The sequence below is a fragment of the Micromonospora sp. WMMD964 genome, assembly GCF_029581455.1.
Lineage (GTDB): Bacteria > Actinomycetota > Actinomycetes > Mycobacteriales > Micromonosporaceae > Micromonospora.
Window position 1 is genome coordinate 5,547,299 of record NZ_CP120860.1, and the last position, 19,878, is coordinate 5,567,176.

The following is a 19,878-nucleotide window of genomic DNA, read 5'->3' on the forward strand; positions in this document are numbered from 1 at the left end:
CGACGCGGGTCCCCGGGCATGGCGCGGCCCCGGCCCGGCGCGGGTCGCCGTCGGACCGGGGCGGTGGTCGGCCGGTCAGTACTCGCCGCGCCCGAAGGCCGCCAGCTCGGCGGAGTGCACGGGATTACTGACGTACGTGGCGCCGATCGGGGCCGTCACCCGGCACCAGGCGTCGAGCCGGCCCACGTCGATGCCGGCGGCGCTCGCCAGCTCGTCGCGGCGGCGCACCATCTCCGCGCGGTCCAGACCCTCCAGCACGTAGTCCACGGCGTCGAAGCAGGGGTCACCGGCGCACGCCATCGGGTCGATCGCCACCAGGCCCCTGGCTCCGCCGTCGAGCACGTTGCCGAGGTGCAGGTCCCCGTGCAGCAGCACGGTGTCGGTGGGCACCGCGAACAGGTCGTCGCGCAGCCGCTTGGACCCGCTCAGGTCGGCACCCCGGCGCGTCGCCGAGTTGAACAGCACGTCGATCCAGTCCGCCAGTTGACGGGGAGCGGCAGCCGGGTCGCCCGCGCCGTGCAGATCGGTGAGGAAGGCGGCGTACTCCCGCGGTGAGGGCGGTTGCGGCATCTTCTCCACAAGGGTGCCGGGGTGGATCGCTTCGAGCAGGACGGCGCCCTTGGCCGACTCCCGCACCGCCGGCACCCGCGCACTGGAGGCGAACTGGCGCAGCATGTCCACCTCCTCCCGCACGGCGTAGCTGTCCGGGGACAGCTTGAGCACCGCGTCGCCGAGCGGGCCCACGCACCGGAACACCACCGAGGAGTTGCCGGACTTGAGCGGGTCACCGAGAGTCAACTCCCACTGCTCGACGAGGTCGTCGAGCCGCTGGCGCAGCGTGCCCACCCAGCGGTGCGCGGCCCGGCCGAACCGTGGCTCCAGTCGGTTGGCGATCGCGTCCAGGTCCAGGCTCATCCCGCTCACCCGCGCACCGACCGCGCGCCGGCGTACGCGGCCGCGCCCGGCGCCACGACACCACGCCTGCCGGCCAGCAGAACGCTGCCACCAGGCACCGATGGTGAATGGGAGCCGGGCGGCCCGGGGCGCCCCAACCGCGCCCGACGGGCGACCTCGATCGCCTCGTACCGGTCAGAGACGTTCAATTTACTGAAGATGGTGGAAATATGATTGCTGACCGTTTTCGGGGACAGATTCAGCTTCGCGGCGATCGCCACGTTGCGCATACCCGAGGCAATCAGTTCCAGCACCTCCCGCTCGCGGGCTGTCAGCTCCGGGAAGAGCTGCTGGATGCGGGGCTCCAGGCTCAGTTGCCCGATGAGCTTGTCGGCCACCCGGGGGCCGAGGATGACCTCACCCGTCGCGAGGCCCCGGATCGTCCGGACGATGCCGTCGCCCGGGCAGCTCTTGAGCACGTAGCCCCGGGCGCCCGCCCACATGGCCGCGAGGATCGCGTGTTCGTCCTCGACCGCGGTGAAGACCAGCACCGCTGTCGAGGGCGACACCCGGTTGATCTCCTGGATCGTCACCCCCGCCTGGAACCCCGGCAGCTCGATGTCGAGAACGAGCACGTCGGGACGGGTAGCGGTGGCCAGCGCCAACGCCTCCCGCGCGGACGCCGCCTCACCTTTCACGGCGACCTCAGCCGACGGCGCCAGCAGGGCGTGCAGGCCCCTGCGTACCACCGGCTGAGCGTCGGCCAGGACCACCGTCACCGCGTCGGGTTGTGTCTCCGCCGTGACTTCCTCCGGATACCGCCTCATGTTCCGAGCCAGTTCCGAGGCCGAGCCAACGCTGACCATCTATCCACCTCACCCCGTCCGAACGGCCCGCGGTGTCTTAGTCGCGCGGGGAAACGCCGCGGTAGCGCCGACCCCGCGTCGTGATGAACATCTACTCACGGCCAACAGAACAACACAAGAAGTGATCCCGGGGCCGGGCTCGGTCAGCCTTTTGACGCATCGAAAAACCGAACCGAACTTTCCGTCCCGGCCCTGACGAAGCCGTCCACAGCGGACCTTTCACGGGCGGTCGACATGCCGCCCACCCGGGAGTCCACGGGGGAATTTCCCGGCCGATCCGGGACGTCATCCCGTACGCGCTACACCTGTCGCCCTGTCCGCCCGACACCGCCGTCGCCAGGATTGACCCATGCCCTTGTCACGAGTGACGGACGTTCTCACCGGTCTGGTACCGACCGACCCGCTCCGCAGGAAGCTGATCGCGATCCGACTGGCCGAGTCCATCGGCAAGGGAGTCTTCCTCAGCGGCAGCGTCGTCTACTTCACGCTGCGTGTCGGACTCGACGCCCGGCAGGTGGGCCTGGGCCTGTCGGCCGCCGGCCTGTCCGCCTTCCTCTCGTCGGTCCTGTTCGGCGTGATCGCCGACCGGGTGGGCGCCCGCCGCCTGCTCGTCATCCTGTTCGCCGCGCTGGCGGTCGGATTCGGGCTCTACAGCCTCGTCGACAGCGCGACCGCCTTCTTCGCGCTGGTGGTCACCGTCGGCTTCCTCGAGTACGGCACCGGCCCGACCAACGGGGCCCTCATCGGCAACCTCGTGCCCGCCGAGGAGCGGGTGAAGCTCAAGGCCTTGATGCGGTCGGTGTTCAACATCGGATTCAGCATCGGTATCGGCGTGGCGGCCGTCGCCGCCCTCAGCCAACGGCTGCTCGTGCTGATCCCCCTCACCACCGCCGCGTTGATGGCCGGCGCCGCGCTGCTCGTCACCCGCCTGCCCGACGTGCCGCCGCGTGCCGCACCGGTGGGCTTCAAGCGTTTCGCCGCAGTCCGCGACCCACGCTTCCTCGCGGTGATCGGCGTCTCGACGATCCTCGCCTCGCACGTCAGCATCATCCTGGTGACGGTGCCGCTCTGGGCGCTCAACCGCACCGACCTGCCGCACTTCCTGATTCCTCTGCTGCTGATCGTCAACACCGCGTTCGTCATCCTGTTCCAGGTACGGGCCAGCCGGGGCGCGGACACCGTGCACGGCGCCGGTCGGCTCGCCCGGCGCTCCGGCTACTGGCTGGCCGGCGGCTGCGCCGTCCTGGCGGTGACCGCGCTCGACGACACCGTGGTCCTGGCATCCGTGGCGATCGTCGCCGCCGTGCTGATCCTCTCCGTGGCCGAGGTGATGCAGGCCGCCTCCGGTTGGGGGCTCGCGTTCGGCCTCGCCCCCGAGCACGCTCAGGGCGAGTACCTGGGCGCGTTCGACCTGCACGTGATCACGCAGAACATCATCGGCCCGGCGGCGCTCTCCGGCCTGGTCATCGCCTTCGGCTTCTGGGGATGGCTGGGCATCGCCGTCGCCGCGCTCGTCGCATCGGCGCTGATCATTCCGGCCGCCGACCGCAGCGCTGTCACGCTGGTCCGCGAGACGGCCCCGGCCTCCACGACCTGACGCCGCCGAGGCCGAGGTCGATCTCCAACCGCAGGTCCCCCGGAGGCCGGGTCCCGAACACGCACCACTGAGCCACGGTGATCCGCCCGACCGAACCCACCCGAGGTCACCAACAGGTCACCGAGGGGCCCGATGCGCGGATGCGCCGGCCACGGGCTCGGCGGTCCGGATTCAACGCGAACGCAGGTCTGCGGTCAACGGCCCCACTCAGTCACCGGAGATCCAGAGATATCCGCGTGCCCGGGTCGCCTCCTCGATGAGCGTCCCCAGTGCCTGCACGTCGACCCGGAGCTCCGGTCTGCGGCTCGCGATCTCGTCCAGCTCCGCGGTCAGCTGCGGCAGCTGGATCAGGTTGATCATGGTGTCGCCGTAGGAATCGATCCTCGACACCAGGTGGTGCCGCTCCCGGTCGCTCGCCGCCACCAGGCGTTGCAGTGAGGAGCCCGCTTCCACGCCGGCATAGCGTCGCTCGTGCACCTGGTTCTCGACATACACCCCGAACCCCACCGCCGCGCCTCCTTCACGAAATGGCCGGCCAGGGCATCGCACACCCCGGCCGGCCAACCTTACGGTCCTCGGCGCTCAGTCCTTGCAGGGAATCGGGTACATCGTTCGCACGCCGCCCCACCTGTCCTGAACCACCATGTAACAACTCGTGATCTGTGCGCCACTGTCCTTCGACGTCCGACCGACCGGCTGGTCGGCCTTCGCCTCACGCTCGTAGTGGCCGTCCTTGTTCGGCCCGTTGCACGGGCACTTGTTCGCCTCGTCGACGAGATCGTCGAGATCCACCGTGTTGTCGAAGACGCCCTTACTGTCCTCGACCTTCGGCCCGCCCTGCACGTGCTTCTCCTTGACGTACTTCTCGGAGGACTCGTCGAGCATCGCCGGGACGCAGTTGGCGTTGTGCACCAGCAGCGGCGTGTTGCCGGCCGCCACGTAGTAGGTGTGCATGTCAGCCACGGTGAGGTTGAAGACGGTGGTCACCTCGTCCCGCGCCGCCAGCGCGGTGATCGTGACCGGCTTGCCGGCCCCGTTCTCCACGGTCGAGCCGGCCACCAGGTCACCGGCGTTGACCCACGCCTTCGAGGCCGGTACCCAGAACGGGTGGCCGTCGGTGGCAGTGATGACGGTCGGCGCCGTGTCGGCGTCGTGGTCCTGGTCGACGGATATGTCGATCAGATGTTTGACGCCGGTGCCACGGATCAGTGTGGTCACCGTCCGGACCCCGGTGCGCCCGGCGATCGGATCGGTGGCGACCACCTTTTCGCCGGCCTCGACGTCCTCGATGTCCCGGAAGCGCCCGTTGGCGAGCAGCACGCGGGTGCCGGCCACGAAGCTGTTGCAGTCCACCGCCGGTCGTCGGAGCTTGTCGAGGATCTTCTGGACGTTGCGGAACCGGTCTGAGTTCTTCCACGCCTTGGCCCCGGTCGCCAGCCAGCCCGCGACCGGGATGGCCGAGCCCAGCGACAGCAGGCCGCCGAGCCAGTCGCCGCGGCCGAACGACACCGCCGCGTCGATGCCGTCGCAGACCTCGCCCGCGCCCGGGATCAGACCGCAGGCCATCAGGGTGAACTGCAGGATGTCGAGGAGGATGTCCTTGTTCTCCGCGACGAACTGCTTGAGGTCGCCCAGCATCGAGCACCCGGTGATGTCCTTGTTGGCCGGCGCGGCGCACTTGGCCGGGTTGATGAGGGCGTCGGCGAAGTCCTTGAAGACCGTCAGGCACTCCTTGGACAGGTTCGACGGGTCCAGCGACAGACAGCCCCACGTCTTGTGGGCGTCGGCCGCGGTGCCCTCCCCGCCCGGACCGCTGCCGGGCACGGTGCTGCGCCGGTCCTTCTCGGCCTGCTTGAGGCGCTCGGTGTAGATGTCGGACGCTTCCTTGGCGGCCCGGGCCGCCGCGGCGGCGTCCGCCCCGGCCGCGTCGGCGGCCGCGCGGGCGTCCCGCTTGGCCGCCAGCGCCGCGGCGGCGTCGTTGCGCGCACGCTGCGCGGCCGCGGTCGCGGTGGCTGCTGACCGGGAGGCCGCGGCCGCGCTGGCCTGGGCCCGGTTGGACGCGTCGCGGGCGGTGACGGCCGACTGCGCCGCCTGGTCGGCCGACCGCTTGGCGTCCTGGGCCGAAGCCTGGGCCTGGTTGGAGAAGGTGATCGCCTGGGCCGCGGCTGCATCCGCGCGGGCCTTGGCCGCGTTCGCCTCGCTGGCGTAGCCCTGCGCCCGCTTGGCGGCCTCCATCGCCCGGTTGGCGTCCTCGACCGACTTCTGCGCGTACTGCTGGGCCTCGGCGATCAGCTTGTGCACGGTCTGGACGTGCGCCGCCTGCTCGAGGTCACGCTGGGCCGCGTCGTACCGGCCGCTGGCCAGGAAGTACGACAGGTACGAGGCCGGGCCGTTCAGGGCCACCTCGCCGGCCGCCTTGACCTCGGGACCGCCGGCGTCGATCACGCGGTAGATCTCGATGCGGTCGTCGGCCGCCCGGGCCGGGTATTGCCCCGTGCGGATGAACTGGTGCAACTGGGCCGAGGTGCCGGCCAGCGCCGCGTTGGCCGCCGCGGTCAGGTTCGGCCCGGCGCCGGGGAGCATCGCGTAGACCGTCTGGCGGTCCTTGGTCACCTTGCCGGCGTAGTTGCGCGTCCGCAGGAACGTCTCCACGGCCGCGTCGTCGCCGTCGAGCGCGGTCTGCGCCGCGGTCTTCTCGTTGCCGTCGGGCAGCGTGTCGATCAGCCGCCAGGTCCGGGCCCGGTCGTCCTGCCCGACCGCGGCCCGCCGGCCCTCGGTCAGCCAGAGCAGGACCTCGGCGTCGGTGCCGGCCAGGGCGTCTTGGGCCGCGTCCTTGGTCCACTCGCCACCGGTGGTGAGCAGCGCGACGGCCGCCCGGCGACCCCGGTCGACCGCCACTGCGGGCGAGGTGCCGGCCGCGGTCGCTTCGTTGAGCAGGGCCCGGGTGGCCGCGTCGACGCGGTCCTCCTCGGCCGTGTCCCACAGCAGCGAGCGGTTCCAGGCGTTCAGCTCACCGCCCTCGGCGATGGCCTCCTGCTCGGCCAGCAGCGCGTCCTGCGCGGCGTGGATGCCCTGCTCTTTCCACTCGGCCAGGCGGTCCACGTCCTCCTGCCGGGCCAGCGCCTCGAGCTCGACCGCCTGGTTGGCCGCGTTCACCGCGACGTTCGCGGCGTCCACCGCGGCCGCCGCGTGCGTGGCCGCCTCGGCCGCGGACAGTTGACCGCGTTCGGCCGCGTCGGCCGCCGCGATCGCCTGGGTGACGGCGTTGTCGGCGTGCTGCGCGGCCGACTTGGCGTACGCGAACGCCTCCTCGGACGCCTCCCGCGCCTGCCGCGCGAGGGCCTCGGCCCGATCGGCGGCCCGGTCCGCGGTCGCCGCCGCGCGGCGCGCCTGCGCGGCCGCGTTGCGGGCCCGCTGCGCCTGCTGCTGCGACACCCCCGACTGCCGGCTCGCCTGGTCCGCGGCGACACCCGCGGCATCCGCGTTCTGGCTGGCCAGTTTGGCCGACGCCGACGCGGCGCCGGCCTGGGCCAGGGCCCGGTCCCGCTCCGCGCGGACCTGCTCCAGCTCCTTCGCCTTGGCCGCCGCGTCGCGGGCGGCCTCGGCCGCCTCGCGGGCCAGCCGGGCGTCGCCGGCGTTCAGCCGGGCCGCCGAGGCGGCCCGCTGCGCCTTGGCCGCCGCCTGCGCGGTCAGCGCGGCCGCGGTGGTCGCCTTGCGGGACGCGTCGGCGGCCACCCTGGCCGCGCGCATCGCCGCGTTCGAGGCCGCGATCGCCTCCCGCGCCGCGCTGGCCGCGCCCTCCGCCGCGTCCGCGGCCCGGCCGGCCGCGGCCGACGCCTTCTTCGCGTCACCGCCGGCCGCGCGCGCCTCGGCCTCGGCCGCCTGCGCCGCCTTCTTGGCCTCGGCGGCCGCGTTGCCGGCCCGGGTCGACGACTCCTCGGCCAGGTTGGCCTCGCGCGACGTGGTCTCGCCGGCCTGCTTGGCCTGCTCGGTGAGACTCTTGATGGACGCCAGCTCGGCGTCACGGGCCCGGGCCACGAACTGACCCCAGCGCAGGAACTCCCGCAGATCCTCGGGGGTGCCGTTGAGCGCCGTCGACGCGGCCGCGTTGAGCACCGGGCCGCTGGCGTTGGGGGCGCCGGTCAGCATGCGGGTCGCCGCCAGCCGGTCGTCGGCGTGCTCGGCGGCGTCCAGGCCGTCGGACAGGAACGACGCCACCGTCTCGGTGCCGCCCTCGATCGCACGCTGGGCCGCGGCTCGCACCGTGGGACCACCGGACTCGATCAGGCGGTATGCCCGCAGGCGCTCGTCCGCGTTCCAGGCCGAGGTCCAGCCACCCTGCACGAAGGACTCGATCTCGGACGGGGAGCCGTTCAGCACGTTGAGCGCGGCGGCCCGCATCGACGGACCGTCCATGGCGGCCAGCGACTGCGCGGCGGCCCGCTGGTCGGCCTGCTGGGCCGCGGTGAAGCCGGTGTCGTAGTAGGTGCGCAGGTCCTGGTCGGTCCCCAGCAGCGCGGTCTCGGCGGCCCGGCGGATCGACGGCGTGCCCTTGATCGCGTCGAGCACGACGACGCCGCGGATGGCGGTGATCGACATGTCGGTCGAGGCCGCCTGGGCGGCCACGCCGGAGCCGGCGGTCTGGACGATCAGAGCGAGGACGACGAACGCCCATAGGGCGCGCAGCCCCAAGCGAAAACGTGCAGCAGAAGCCGCAGGCATTACTTCCCCCGTAGATAGGTCGAAAATCGACTGCAGCGGCAGGATAGCGGCAGTCATGGATTCCCGTCCGCCCCGCACTGGCCGGCCTCGATCGCTCCGTCGTGAATCACTCGCCGGTTACTCGGTGGCTGGGGTCATGTACCTGAGCACTGGGCCGTTACGAGGAGACGGCACGAGAACGGCCAGAACCGACGATGCGGCCATCATCGCTCCATGAGGATGGACCAGCTGCGCTGAGGGATGTCTCGTAACCCTGGCGTCTGTCTGTTGAGGATGGTCGGGAGGGATGCCTGGGTGCAGGTGATCACGGAGACCACCCTGCGTGGATCCTCCCGTTCACCGTCGCCGGCCCTCATCCGAACGCCGCGCTCGGGCGCTGGGTCGCCGGCTTCAACGCCTCGAACCGGATCCGGCCACGGCCGGACACGTGTGGTCCCGATCGGCGTCGGATCTGCGCGACGACGCCCAGGCCGTCCACGCCCGGCATCCCAGGTCGATGACCAGCGCCGTCGATCACCCGGTCCGGCCGGCCGGACCGCTCCCGAAGCTCAGGGTTGTTTTCCCCTTCGGGGGGTACGCCGTTCCGCCACGCGGGTGCCGTCGGATCAGCCGAGCGGGACGTGTGGCCGCGGACGCGCCGGGGGCCGGTACGGGATGGATCAGCGAGAGGTGGGCGGGCGCGCCGGGCATGTCGGTGTGGTGGAGCTGCGGGTGCACGGGGTGTCCGCCATCGGCCCGGCTGAGCTGCTGGAGCGGCCGCACGTGCGCCAGGTGGCGGGCGACCACCGGGGTGGCTTCTACCGACCCCGACCCGAATGTCGCGAGGGTGGCGAGGCGGACGGGGTGACGCTGGAGGCCTACCGCTGGAACAACCTGCCGGCCGGCAACGCGGTGCGAACGCTGTCGATGGTGATCCTGCTGCCCTTCATGCCGATCAACCTCGCCGTCTGGATGCGTCCGACCGGAGCCGGCTCCGACCCGGTGATCAAGGCCCTGTGCCGGTTGCTGGCGCTCACCCTGACCGCGATGTACGTGCTGAGCATCGTCGGGATCGCGCTGGACGTGATCGCCTGGAAGTGCATGTCCTCGCCGGAGTGCCTGGCCGGACGGAGTTGGCTCTCCTGGCTCGGCGGACGCCCGGCCGGACTGCGACTGGCGGTGCTCGCACTCGCGCCAGTAGCGGCGATCGCCCTGGTGTGGGGGATCACCGCTCGCCCGGCACTCCCGCCCCACGTTCCCCGTTCGGCCGACCCGCTCACTTCGGCGCACCGGCTCACCGCCGTCGGCCGGTGGGACACCGAGCCGCTGGTCGGTCGGTTGCGCTCCATTCACGTCGCGGCGGCGTTCGCCACGCTGGACCTCAGTCTGCTCGGCGCGCGGGCGGCACAGGGTCGGTCGATCGTCACTGTCGCGCTGGCGGCAGTGGGCGTGCTTCTGCTGACCGCGTGTGCGGTTCTGCTCTGCACTCCGCCCCGGTCCGCGCCGACGGAACGGCGGCTCGACCGGCTGGTCGGCGTGCTGCGCACCATCGCGCTCGGCCTGACCGCGCTGGTCTGGATCTACGTCCTGTCCAGTTCGGCTCCCTGGCCGGAGAGGAACGGACTGCCCGGCTACGACCTGACCGTCGTCGGGTTGTTCATCGGTCAGATGATGCTGCTGGTCGTCCTGGGGGTGGCGTTGTTCTGGCACCGGGACCGACAGCCGGATGTCGCCTTCTCGCTCGGGCTCGGCGCCCTGGCGGCCTCCGTCGCCGCGATCAGTCTGGCGCTCACGTTCTCCGCAGAACTGGTCTACCGGGTCGCCGACATCCTGAACCGGGACGCACCGACCGCGGAGGCCTCGATCACCAGCCCTCCGCGGGCCTGCGTCTGGGCGATTCTCGGCTTCTCGCTGGCGGTGCTGGTGACACTGGCCGCCGCAGGCGTGAAGGCGCTGGCGTCCCGGCCAGGACGGATCCGCGCCGCGTCGGTGATCGTCGCCCGTGACTTCCCCGACGCCCCCGCCGATGCCACGCCCCGACTGCGCCAGGTGCGCAAGACCATCGCCCGTGCCCGCTTCACCGAGAAGCTGGTGCCGCTCGCGGTGTTCTACGCCTGCCTTGCCGGGATCGGCATCGCAGCGGTCACGCTCGGCCTGATGCCGACACCTCCGGACGAACTGATCCAACGCTACGTGGGCCTCCCGGCCGGCTTCGTCAACTTCAGCATCGGTGCGGGCAGTTACCTGATCGCCGCCCTCTTCCTCGGCCTGATCATCGGCGGGATCTTCGCCTACCGCACCCCCGGGTTCCGCCGGTACGTGGGCGTGCTGTGGGACCTGGGCACCTTCTGGCCCAGGGCCGCGCACCCGTTCGCGCCACCCTGCTACGCCGAACGGGCCGTTCCCGAACTGACCTGCCGGATCACCCACCTCGTCGACTCCGGCAACGCGGTGGTGCTCACCGGGCACAGCCACGGCTCCGTCCTGCTCGCCGCGACAGTGCTCCAACTGCCGGCACGGGTCACCGACCGGATCGCCCTGCTGACCCACGGCTCGCCGCTGCGCCGGTTGTACGCCCGACTCTTCCCCGCCTACCTCAACGACGAGGTCATCCGCGAGATCGCCGAACGGGTCGACTGGCGGTGGGTGAACCTGTGGCGCGACACCGACCCGATCGGCGGCCGCGTCCTCCCACCCCAGCAGCCTGGCGCATTCGACCGAACGCCGCCGGTGGACCGACGGCTACGCGACCCAGCCGACATCACCGCTGCGCCCGGAGACATCTTTCCACCACCGATCAGGGGACACAGCCCCTGCGAGGCCGACCGGGTGTTCGATGAAGCCGTGCGTGACCTCGCCGAACGCCTCCGCTGAGCGAGCGGTCGCGAGCAGGCCCGCTCGCCGTCGTCGCCTCGACGATCAACTGCAAGCGCCCCTGACTCGAGTCGAGAACCCGTCCCGGGTGCTGGGTTGTGCGGAAGCGCCACGCGGGGTGTACGTGTTCACGCCGCCGGGTCACAGGCAGAAGCACGGGGTCGGACACTCCGTACTGCTGGTATCCGTTGTATCGGCGCGAGGGCTCATCGAGCAGGCCGATCCGATGGTAGTGCCGGATCGCGTTAACCGTCGTGCCGGAGAGCTCCGCGAGCTCCCGGGCGCTCCAGGCCACTTCAGTTCCTCCCGCCTGTACGTCTGCGGCTCCACGCTCGCGCAGGGGGCGGCGTTCGCGTCGGTGAAACGCCCTTACGTAGTGATGGCCGGTAGAACCTGGGTACCACCGGCGGGCCGGAGAATTCGACTGCGGTACCAGGGTGGGGGCTGCGCCCGGACCTAGCGTGGTGAACATGATTCAGGTACGCGAAGTAACCAAGCGATACGGCCCGAAGACGGTCGTCGACCAACTGTCGTTCACCGCGAAGCCCGGACAGGTCACCGGCTTCCTCGGCCCCAACGGTGCCGGCAAGTCGACGACCATGCGGATGATCGTCGGTCTCGACGCGCCGACCTCGGGTGACGTGCTGGTCAACGGCAAGCCCTACGCGTCGTCGACAGCGCCATTGCGGGAGATCGGCGTGTTGCTCGAAGCCAAGGCCGTGCACCCGGGGCGCACTGCGGTCAGCCACCTGCTGGTCATGGCTCGCACGAACGGCATTCCGCGCTCCCGCGTCGACGAGGTGCTCGACCTGGTCGGTCTCTCGGCCGTCGCCCACAAGCGGGTCGGCGCCTTCTCCCTCGGCATGGGCCAGCGGCTCGGCATCGCCGCGGCGCTGCTCGGCGACCCGGCCGTGGTGATGCTCGACGAGCCGGTCAACGGCCTCGACCCCGAGGGTGTCCTCTGGGTGCGCAACCTGCTCACCGGCCTGGCTGCGGAGGGCCGCACCGTGATGCTCTCGTCGCACCTGATGAGCGAGGTCTCGCTGATCGCGGACCACCTGGTCATCATCGGCCGGGGCAGGCTGCTGGCCGACACCACCGTGGCCGATTTCGTGACCGCCGAAGGCGTCCGGGTCGTCACCGCAGACCCGGATGCGCTGCGCACCCTGATCGCAGGTCCAGGTATCACGGTCACCTCGACCGGTGCTGAAGAGTTGCTGGTAGAGGGCACCTCCGCCCGCAAGATCGGCCTGGCCGCGGCCAGGCGCGGCATCCCGCTGTTCGAACTCACCCCGCAGAACACCTCGCTGGAAGAGGCGTTCATGGAACTGACCCGCAACGCCGTCGAATATGAGGCCGCCCGATGAAGATCACCCCTGGCGGCGTCATCGCCGCCGAATGGACCAAGTTCTCCTCACTGCGCTCCACCTGGATCACCACCGGCATCTCCGTCTTCCTCCTGATCGCCTTCGGCATGATCGCTTCGGCTTCCTTCTCGGGCGACGGCATGACGGCGATCGACCTGGCCCTGTCCGGCAGCGTCCTGGCCGCCTTGTCCGTCGGCGTGCTCGGCGCACTGCTGGGAGCGAGTGAGTACACCACCGGCATGATCCGGGCGACCCTGACCGCAGTGCCACGCCGGTCGCCGGTGCTGTGGTCGAAGAGCCTCGTGGCGGGGTCGGCCGCCTTCGTCACAATGACAGCTGGCGCCTTCGCCGCTTTCGCAGCGGGATCGGCCGTACTCAACGACAAGATCAGCGGCCTGGGTCTCGGCGACGACGGCGTGCTGCGGGCCCTGCTCGGCGCCGGCCTCTATCTCGGCCTGGTCGCGGTGCTCGGCGTCGCGCTCGGCATGCTCGTCCGCTCCAGCGCCGGAGCCATCGCGATCCTGGCCGGTCTGCTGCTGATCGTCCCCGGTCTGGCCGCGCTGCTGCCAGACTCGATCTCCGAGGCCATCACCCCATACCTGCCCAGCAACGCCGGCAGCGCCGTGATGGCACTGACCCACGGGGAGGGCACCCTGGCCCCATGGGCCGGCCTGGCCGTCTTCGCCGGGTACGTGGCCGTGACGCTCGCCGCCGCCGTCTATCGGCTCAAGAAGACCGACGCGTAAGGGAGACTCGGGCGATGAGCACGCAGGGATGGCTCGTGGACCGGCAGGAACGGCTGCGGGCGTTCGATCGGCGCCACCCGTGGGTCACGGACACTCTGGTAGCCGTTCCGATCGTGCTCTTCAGCATCCCGAACATCATCGAGAAGCCCCTGTCGGCGACCATCGCGACCCTGGTGCTCCTGCCACCGCTCTACTGGCGGCGGCGGTACCCGTTCCCGGCGTTCCTGGCCACCGTAGCCACCGACCTGCTCCTGAGCGGGCTGGGCATCGGCGTCGGCGCCGGGGTGATCCTGCTGGTGATGCTCTTCGGGGTGGCCTCCCGAGGGGCCTGGCGGTCGCTGGCCTGGGCCTCCGCGATCACGGTGGTCCAGCTACTCGCGGAGATCTACCTGTTCGGGTCGGTCACCGAGAACCGCACCCTCACGTCGATGCTGGCCCTCGGGGCGACAGTGGCGGCGATCGCGTCCGGCGTCGCGGTGCGCACCCGCCGGGCGTACCTCATCGCCCTGGAGGACCGCGCCGCCCGCCTCGAGATCGAACGGGACCAGCGGGCTCGCCTGGCCGTCGCTGAGGAGCGGGCCCGGGTGGCCCGCGAGATGCACGACATCGTCGGCCATCACGTGTCGGTGATCGTCGGCCTCGCCGACGGCAGCGCCGCCCTCGCCAGATCGCGGCAGGAGCAGACCGCCGAGCCGCTCCGGCTGATCGGCGAAACCGGCCGCCAGGCGCTCGCGGAGCTACGCCGGGTGCTGGGCGTGCTGCGCGGGGAGGCCAGCGATCCGCAGCTGAGGCCGCAGCCCGGCATCGACGATCTCGACCGGCTGCTGCCGAGCGTGCGGGCGGCCGGGCTGCCAGTCACCTACTCGACCTCGGGTGAGCTGCACACCCTCGGCCGGGGCGTGCAGCTCGCGGTCTACCGCATCGTCCAGGAAGCGCTCACCAACACCCTCAAACACGCCGGACGGGGCGCGACCGCTGACGTGAGTCTCAGTGTGTCCGACGGCGAGGTACGGGTCCGCGTACGCGACAACGGCCGTGGCGCCCCCGCCGCCCCCAGCCACGGCCTGCTCGGCATGCGCGAACGCGGGGCCATGTACGGCGGGGTGGTGACCGCCGGTCCGGCGGGGAACGGCTGGGTCGTCGATGTCGTCCTCAAGGAGCCAGCATGACAACGGTGTTGATCGCCGATGACCAGCCGCTGCAACGCATGGGTTTCAAGATGCTGCTCGACGGCACCCCCGGCATCACCGTTGTGGGTGAGGCCCCCACCGGCGCCGAGGCAGTGCGGAAAGTCGATGTGACCCGGCCCGATGTGGTCCTGATGGACGTACGCATGCCCGGCATGGACGGCATCGAGGCCACCCGCCGCATAACCGCTGCCGGATCGCGCACCCGCGTGCTGATCCTGACCACATTCGACCTGGACGAATACGTCTATGCCGGGCTGCGGGCCGGAGCGAGCGGCTTCCTGCTCAAGGACGCACGCCCGGAGGAACTCATCGCCGCCATCCGCGCCGTGGCCGGTGGCGACTCGGTGGTCGCCCCCAGCCTGACCCGCAAGCTGATGGACGCCTACCTTCAGGAGCCGGTGCCGACCACACCTACGGACCCTCGCCTGAACACGCTGAGCGAGCGGGAGCGCGAGGTGCTCGAGGCGATCGGCCAGGGCGCCACCAACACGGAGATCGCCGAACGCTTCACGCTGACCGAGTCGACCGTGAAGAAGCACGTCGGACGGGTCCTGTTCAAGATCGGCGCCCGTGACCGGATCCAGGCGGTGATCTTCGCGTACGACAACGGCCTGGTCCACCCTCACTGACCGGCGGAGGGACAGGAGTTTCCTATTAACCCGGTCTCCCGGCACCACCGCCGCACATTGCCGATCTTCACCCTGCCGCCAGCAGGGCATCCAACGCGCTCATGACCTGACGGGTGGTCACACCGGGCGCGGGCCGGACCGCTGGCTGCAGCCGCTCGTGTTCGCGGGAGTAGCGGACCGCCTCGTGGCCGGTCCGGGTCTGCGTCTTGTCCCCTGTCAACGGCTTGTACGCCGCAACGCCGGCCCGTTGGCGGACAGAAAGTCCCGCAGCGTACGCGCCGGCCTTCCGGCGACGTGCGCGACGGTGTCGGTCACCTCGGCGAAGCCACCGGCGCGTACGCGTTCGAACGTCAGCACGTTGAGGTCGCGCTCGAAGCCCTCGGTCCCGGCTACGGCCTCGTCGACGGTCAGGTCCCGGTGAATCACGGGATGCCCCGCCGCAGCGGAGAGCAACTCCGCAGTGCGCGGCAACGACAATGCCTCCGGGCCCGAGAGCTGGTACGTCCGACCGGCGTGCCCATCCTCGACGAGCGCCCGCTCGGCGACCGCGGCGATGTCGCGCGCATCGATCCAGGAGATCTCGGCGCCGCCACCGGGGAACGGCAACTCGCCCGCGTCGGCGATCTGACTCTGGTAGAAGCGCGAGTCGGTGAAGACCTGCATGAACCAGCCCGGCCGCAGGACCGTCCAGGGGCGGCCACTGTCGCGTACCACGCGCTCGACGCTCGGTGCCCAGCCGGCGGGGTAGTCGGAGCCCGGGTGGTCGCCGTCCCTGTCGGACAGCAGGACCACCTGGGTCCGCGGAGAGGTCCCAGCCAGCAGTTCCCCGATGAGTGCCGGCGCGTCCGCGCGATCTGGGCGGACCACGTACACGGCGTCGACGCCGTCGGTCGCCGCCGTCCACCCCGAAGGCTCATCCCAGGAGAAGGCGATGGGATGGACGCCGTCGATGCCGACGCTGGACGGATCACTGCTGCCGCCGAGCACCTCGACGCCCTGCCGTGCCACGAGCAACTCAGCCAGCGGTAGGCCCGTCTTGCCGCGGACCCCGGTCACCAGCACCCGAGTCACGTCGCCCCCGGTCGAGTCGCCTGCTGCATCGTGAACTACCTTTGATTCAGTGGCTGAGGCCCCTCGTACCAGCGTACGACCGGATGGCCCGGGCAGGCGGACTCAGTGCCGCCCTGCCGAAGCACCCGAAGGCGCCGGGGCTGAAACAGGAGTGCATCTCGCCATTGACGTGTGTTCCAGGCACAGGCTCTCGGTGGTGGTGCTCAGCCGGCGCGGCGCAGAGACGCGGGTCCGACCGACGGCCCGGCCCAGGTCAGTCACCTGCTCTCAGGGCACTGAGCACGGCCGTCACCTCGGGGCGTGACGCCGCCGGTCGCCGAACCCCGGCGGTGATGCGCCGGGTCAGCGGCGGGCTCAGCGGTCGGGTCGCCACCCGGTATCGCGAGTCCACCGCCAGCTTCGGCAGCATGGTGATCGAGCGGCCGTTCTCCACGTGCTGCAGCGCCAGCATGTAGTTGTTGAACCGACAGATCACCACGGGCTCGAAACCGGCCTCCCGGCACAGCCGGGTGGACAGCTCGGACATGTACGAGCCGGCGACGTCGAACGTCCAGCGCTGCTGCGCGCACGCCTCCAGTGCGACCGACTCGGCGCTGGTCAGCGGATGCTCCGGGGGCAGCACGAGCACGATCGGGTCGGTGGCGAGCGGCACCAGGTGGATCTCCGGGGAGAGCTCGGCGCCGGCGAAGTCGGCCGTCGTGATGATCAGGTCGACGTCGCCGCGGCGCAGTGCCGGCATGCTCTCGTGCGGCTCCAGCTCCAGCAACACCACGCTCACGTCCGGGTGTCGGGCCGCGAGACGGACAAGTGCCGGTTCGGCGAGGGCTTGCACCGCACTCTGGAATGCGGCCACGGTGACCGTGCCGGCCGGCTCGTCGGCGAGGCGGCGCAGCTCCGCCTCGGCCGCGTCCATCGCTGCGAGGATCTCCCGAGCCCGGCCCGCGAGCAACATTCCGGCCGCAGTGAGCCGCACCCGCCGCCCGGTGCGTTCCAGCAGCGCGGTCCGGGTCTCCCGTTCCAGCGTGGTCAGCTGCTGCGACACCGCCGACGGGCTCAGGTTGCCGCGCTGCGCAACGGCCCGGACGGTGCCGTAGGTCGCCAGGTCGGCGAGCAGGCGCAGCCGCCACGGATTCAGTGTCATGACCGCCGACTGTACGGCTCTGCTTAACAGCGACAGCGGAAATGTGCGATGGACGTGTCTGTCCGGGCTGCCTAGCGTCGGTCCATGGCTGATTCCTTCTGGTCCGACGCCGATCGTCACCTGGTCCGCTACATCGGCGCGGGCGGTTTCGTACGTGAGATCATCGACCGTGCCGAGGGCAGCTTCGTCTTCACCGCCGACGGCCGCCGCCTGCTCGACTTCACGTCAGGGCAGATGAGCGCGATCCTCGGCCACTCTCACCCGGCCGTCGTAGCCACGATCCAGCGGCAGGCGGCCACTCTCGACCACCTGTTCAGTGGCATGCTGAGCCGGCCCGTGGTCGAGCTGGCACGCCGCCTCGCCGGCTCGCTGCCCGCGCCGCTGGACAAGGTCCTGCTGCTCACCACCGGCGCGGAGTCCAACGAGGCGGCGATCCGGATGGCGAAGCTGGTCACCGGCCGGCACGAAATCATCTCGTTCGCCCGGTCCTGGCACGGGATGACGCAGGCGGCGGCGAGCGCCACCTACAGCTCGGGGCGCAAGGGGTACGGGCCCGCGGCGCCCGGCAACTTCGCCATCCCCACGCCGAACGCGTACCGGCCCGACTTCACCTCTCCCAACGGCGAGCTGGACTGGCGGCGTCAGCTGGAGTTCGCGTTCGAGCTGTTCGACGCCCAGTCGGTGGGCAGCCTGGCGGCGTGCATCGTCGAGCCGATCCTCAGCTCCGGCGGAGTGATCGACCTGCCGCCGGGATACCTCCTGGCCCTGCGCGACAAGGTGCACGAGCGGGGCGGGCTGTTGATCCTCGACGAGGCGCAGACCGGTCTGTGCCGCACCGGGGAGTGGTACGCGTTCCAGCGTGACGGCGTCGTGCCGGACATCCTGACCCTGTCCAAGACGCTCGGCGCCGGCCTGCCGCTGGCCGCCGTGGTGACCAGCCCGGAGATCGAGCAGACCGCACACGAGCGCGGCTTCCTCTTCTTCACCACGCACGTCTCGGACCCGCTGGTGGCCGCGGTCGGCAACACGGTCCTGGACGTGCTGGAGGCCGACCGGCTCGACGAACAGGCGGCGCAACTGGGCTCGTACCTGCGGAAGGGCCTTCAGGAGATCAGCCAGCGGCACCCTGCAGTCGGCGACGTGCGCGGCCGCGGGCTGTTGGTCGGGCTCGAGCTGGTCAGCGACCGGGAGTCGAAACGACCGGCCGACGCTTTGGGCGCCGCAGTGACAGGGCGTTGCCTGGAGCTGGGCCTGCACATGAACGTGGTGCAGCTGCCGGGCATGGGCGGCGTCTTCCGCATCGCGCCAGCGCTCACCTCCAGCCACGCGGAGCTGGACCTGGGCCTGGAAATCCTCGATCATGCACTCGCCGACGTGACGCCGCAGTTCAGACCCTGATACCAGCTGGTGATCACGTTCCCGGTTGATTGAATGACCTACCTGCCCGATCACGACGCCGACGTCACGGCCCGGGAAGAGCTTGCCGATACCGGGAGCCGGACGGCGGCTACCGGATCCCGGCGACCTGTCGGCTGGGGCTGCTGGTCAACGAGCAGGACTCGGCGCATTGGAGGGCACGCGACCTGCCCCGGCTGACTCACGGCAGCGACGCACCGCTGTTCCTCACCCAAGGCTTCATCGAGGACAACACCAAACCCGAGGATATGCAGCGGTAAGGGTAGGCCGATGCGCCGAGCGCGACGCGGGATTTTGCGGTCAGCCGCGCGGCGCTCGGTCGGTAGGAGCGTCGAGACGCCGAGCTGCACGGCTCAGCGGCGCGGGGATGGTGCCGTCAGTACGAGTCGTGGCCGCCGCAGCCGCAGCCTTGGAGTTGCGGCGGTGGAGCGTGAGAGTCATGACCAGCACGACCAGCGCTCCGACGATCAGCCCGAGGATCGCGCTGGCCACCGTGTTGACGAGCCAGCCGACGATCCCGCCGAGAACACCCGTGGCGTCGTGGGCGGCGACCTCCACGTGGTGCACGGCGTCGTACAGGAAGTGCAGGTTCAGCTCGTTCGTGCCCAGCAGCAGGATGTGCCCGCCCACCCACAGCATCGCCGCGGTGCCGACCACCGTCAGCACGGTGAGAACCGTCGGCATCGCCCGCACCAGACCGCGGCCGAACGTGGCGACGGCGCCGGAACGTTGCGACAGGCGCAGCCCGGCGTCGTCCATCTTCACGATCAGGGCCACCACGCCGTACACCAGGACGGTTATGACGACGGCGACCACAGCCAGGATCGCCAGGCGGGACCAGAACGGCTCATCGATCACCTCGTTGAGGCTGATGACCATGATCTCCGCCGAGAGGATCAGGTCGGTTCGTACCGCCCCGGACACCAGTGTCGTCTCGTCCTGCACCGTCTCCTCGCCCGCGCCGGAGGCATCGTGATGGGCGATCTTGGCCCACACCTTCTCCGCGCCTTCGTAACAGAGGTAGGCGCCGCCGAGCATGAGGATCGGAGTGAGCAGCCAGGGCACGAACTGACTGAGCAGCAGCACCGCCGGCAGGATGATGAGGAACTTGTTGCGCAGCGACCCCACGGCGATGCGCTTGATAATCGGCAACTCGCGCTCTGCCGCCAGGCTCCGCACGTACTGCGGCGTGACGGCAGCATCGTCGACGACGACGCCCGCAGCCTTGGCGCCGGCCTTCGCGGCGGCCGCCCCGACGTCATCGATCGACGCGGCAGCGGCCCGGGCCAGCACCGCCACGTCATCCAGCAGGGCTACGAGTCCACCGGCCAAGGGAGGGTCCTTCCAGGGTTGCGCAGAGTTCGAACTGGCCTATTCTCGCTCAGG

Annotated in this window: 15 protein-coding genes; 7 read left to right on the top strand and 8 right to left on the bottom strand. The window is 70.8% G+C overall.

Annotated elements, in window-relative coordinates:
* Positions 1-75 precede the first annotated feature (75 nt).
* Positions 76-915 carry an aminoglycoside phosphotransferase family protein gene (locus tag O7616_RS25295; RefSeq protein ID WP_282307718.1) on the bottom strand — a complete coding sequence of 280 codons (840 nt, stop codon included), beginning with the start codon at positions 913-915 and terminating at the stop codon, positions 76-78.
* A gap of 5 nt (positions 916-920) precedes the next feature.
* On the bottom strand, positions 921-1,721 hold the full coding sequence (locus tag O7616_RS25300) for a response regulator transcription factor (RefSeq protein ID WP_282304295.1): 801 nt from the start codon (positions 1,719-1,721) through the stop codon (positions 921-923).
* A 388-nt stretch (positions 1,722-2,109) separates the two neighbouring features.
* On the opposite strand from O7616_RS25300, the gene O7616_RS25305 reads away from it, so the two are divergent.
* Entirely contained in the window at positions 2,110-3,357 is a 1,248-nt protein-coding gene (locus tag O7616_RS25305) for an MFS transporter (protein ID WP_282304296.1), read from the top strand.
* A gap of 207 nt (positions 3,358-3,564) precedes the next feature.
* Here O7616_RS25305 and O7616_RS25310 read toward each other — a convergent pair whose 3' ends face one another.
* Together O7616_RS25310 and O7616_RS25315 are read right to left on the bottom strand one after the other, a co-directional pair.
* Entirely contained in the window at positions 3,565-3,864 is a 300-nt protein-coding gene (locus O7616_RS25310; protein ID WP_282258392.1) for a hypothetical protein, read from the bottom strand.
* A gap of 75 nt (positions 3,865-3,939) precedes the next feature.
* Entirely contained in the window at positions 3,940-8,049 is a 4,110-nt protein-coding gene (locus tag O7616_RS25315) for a polymorphic toxin-type HINT domain-containing protein (RefSeq protein ID WP_282304297.1), read from the bottom strand.
* 684 nt (positions 8,050-8,733) lie between these two features.
* Here O7616_RS25315 and O7616_RS25320 point away from each other — a divergent pair.
* Complete coding sequence (locus O7616_RS25320; protein ID WP_282304299.1) at positions 8,734-10,932, top strand: hypothetical protein; 2,199 nt, start codon at positions 8,734-8,736, stop codon at positions 10,930-10,932.
* Here the strand turns inward: O7616_RS25320 and O7616_RS25325 are convergent.
* Positions 10,856-11,404, bottom strand: coding sequence for a MerR family DNA-binding transcriptional regulator (locus O7616_RS25325; RefSeq protein WP_282304300.1), 549 nt, complete (start codon positions 11,402-11,404; stop codon positions 10,856-10,858). The two genes, O7616_RS25320 and O7616_RS25325, sit on opposite strands and share 77 nt — an antisense overlap.
* Between O7616_RS25325 and O7616_RS25330 the strand changes: the two genes are divergently transcribed.
* Genes O7616_RS25330 through O7616_RS25345 form a run of 4 tightly spaced genes read left to right on the top strand, consistent with a single transcriptional unit; the run spans position 11,403 to position 14,864 of the window.
* Positions 11,403-12,299 (top strand): ABC transporter ATP-binding protein, encoded by an 897-nt coding sequence (locus O7616_RS25330; protein WP_282307719.1) that lies wholly within the window; start codon positions 11,403-11,405, stop codon positions 12,297-12,299. The genes O7616_RS25325 and O7616_RS25330 overlap by 2 nt on opposite strands.
* On the top strand, positions 12,296-13,045 hold the full coding sequence (locus O7616_RS25335; RefSeq protein WP_282304301.1) for an ABC transporter permease: 750 nt from the start codon (positions 12,296-12,298) through the stop codon (positions 13,043-13,045). Before O7616_RS25330 ends, O7616_RS25335 begins: the two co-directional genes overlap by 4 nt.
* Before the next feature lie 14 nt (positions 13,046-13,059).
* A complete protein-coding gene (locus tag O7616_RS25340; RefSeq protein WP_282304302.1) occupies positions 13,060-14,214 on the top strand; it encodes a sensor histidine kinase in 1,155 nt (384 codons plus the stop codon).
* The gene (locus O7616_RS25345; RefSeq protein ID WP_282304303.1) at positions 14,211-14,864 is read left to right on the top strand and encodes a response regulator transcription factor; all 654 of its coding nucleotides are present in this window, start codon (positions 14,211-14,213) and stop codon (positions 14,862-14,864) included. The genes O7616_RS25340 and O7616_RS25345 overlap by 4 nt, the downstream gene beginning before the upstream one ends.
* Positions 14,865-15,080: 216 nt before the next feature.
* Here the strand turns inward: O7616_RS25345 and O7616_RS25350 are convergent, their stop codons facing one another.
* Both O7616_RS25350 and O7616_RS25355 read right to left on the bottom strand, forming a co-directional pair.
* Entirely contained in the window at positions 15,081-15,935 is an 855-nt protein-coding gene (locus tag O7616_RS25350; protein WP_282304304.1) for a hypothetical protein, read from the bottom strand.
* Between the two features lie 253 nt (positions 15,936-16,188).
* On the bottom strand, positions 16,189-17,076 hold the full coding sequence (locus O7616_RS25355) for a LysR family transcriptional regulator (RefSeq protein WP_282304305.1): 888 nt from the start codon (positions 17,074-17,076) through the stop codon (positions 16,189-16,191).
* 84 nt (positions 17,077-17,160) lie between these two features.
* Here O7616_RS25355 and O7616_RS25360 point away from each other — a divergent pair, with 84 nt between their 5' ends.
* Positions 17,161-18,474, top strand: a complete 1,314-nt coding sequence (locus O7616_RS25360) for an aspartate aminotransferase family protein (protein WP_282304306.1) — start codon at positions 17,161-17,163, stop codon at positions 18,472-18,474.
* 318 nt (positions 18,475-18,792) lie between these two features.
* Here O7616_RS25360 and O7616_RS25365 read toward each other — a convergent pair whose 3' ends face one another.
* Positions 18,793-19,824, bottom strand: a complete 1,032-nt coding sequence (locus O7616_RS25365; protein ID WP_282304307.1) for a DUF808 domain-containing protein — start codon at positions 19,822-19,824, stop codon at positions 18,793-18,795.
* Positions 19,825-19,878 lie beyond the last annotated feature (54 nt).

Bases quoted from the DNA above. Each gene is read 5' to 3' on its own strand.
- O7616_RS25300 (WP_282304295.1), bottom strand. From the start codon at position 1,721: ATGAGGCGGTATCCGGAGGAAGTCACGGCGGAGACACAACCCGACGCG.
- O7616_RS25305 (WP_282304296.1), top strand. From the start codon at position 2,110: ATGCCCTTGTCACGAGTGACGGACGTTCTCACCGGTCTGGTACCGACC.
- O7616_RS25340 (WP_282304302.1), top strand. From the start codon at position 13,060: ATGAGCACGCAGGGATGGCTCGTGGACCGGCAGGAACGGCTGCGGGCG.
- O7616_RS25335 (WP_282304301.1), top strand. From the start codon at position 12,296: ATGAAGATCACCCCTGGCGGCGTCATCGCCGCCGAATGGACCAAGTTC.
- O7616_RS25355 (WP_282304305.1), bottom strand. From the start codon at position 17,076: ATGACACTGAATCCGTGGCGGCTGCGCCTGCTCGCCGACCTGGCGACC.
- O7616_RS25345 (WP_282304303.1), top strand. From the start codon at position 14,211: ATGACAACGGTGTTGATCGCCGATGACCAGCCGCTGCAACGCATGGGT.
- O7616_RS25360 (WP_282304306.1), top strand. From the start codon at position 17,161: ATGGCTGATTCCTTCTGGTCCGACGCCGATCGTCACCTGGTCCGCTAC.
- O7616_RS25325 (WP_282304300.1), bottom strand. From the start codon at position 11,404: ATGTTCACCACGCTAGGTCCGGGCGCAGCCCCCACCCTGGTACCGCAG.
- O7616_RS25330 (WP_282307719.1), top strand. From the start codon at position 11,403: ATGATTCAGGTACGCGAAGTAACCAAGCGATACGGCCCGAAGACGGTC.
- O7616_RS25320 (WP_282304299.1), top strand. From the start codon at position 8,734: ATGGATCAGCGAGAGGTGGGCGGGCGCGCCGGGCATGTCGGTGTGGTG.
- O7616_RS25295 (WP_282307718.1), bottom strand. From the start codon at position 915: ATGAGCCTGGACCTGGACGCGATCGCCAACCGACTGGAGCCACGGTTC.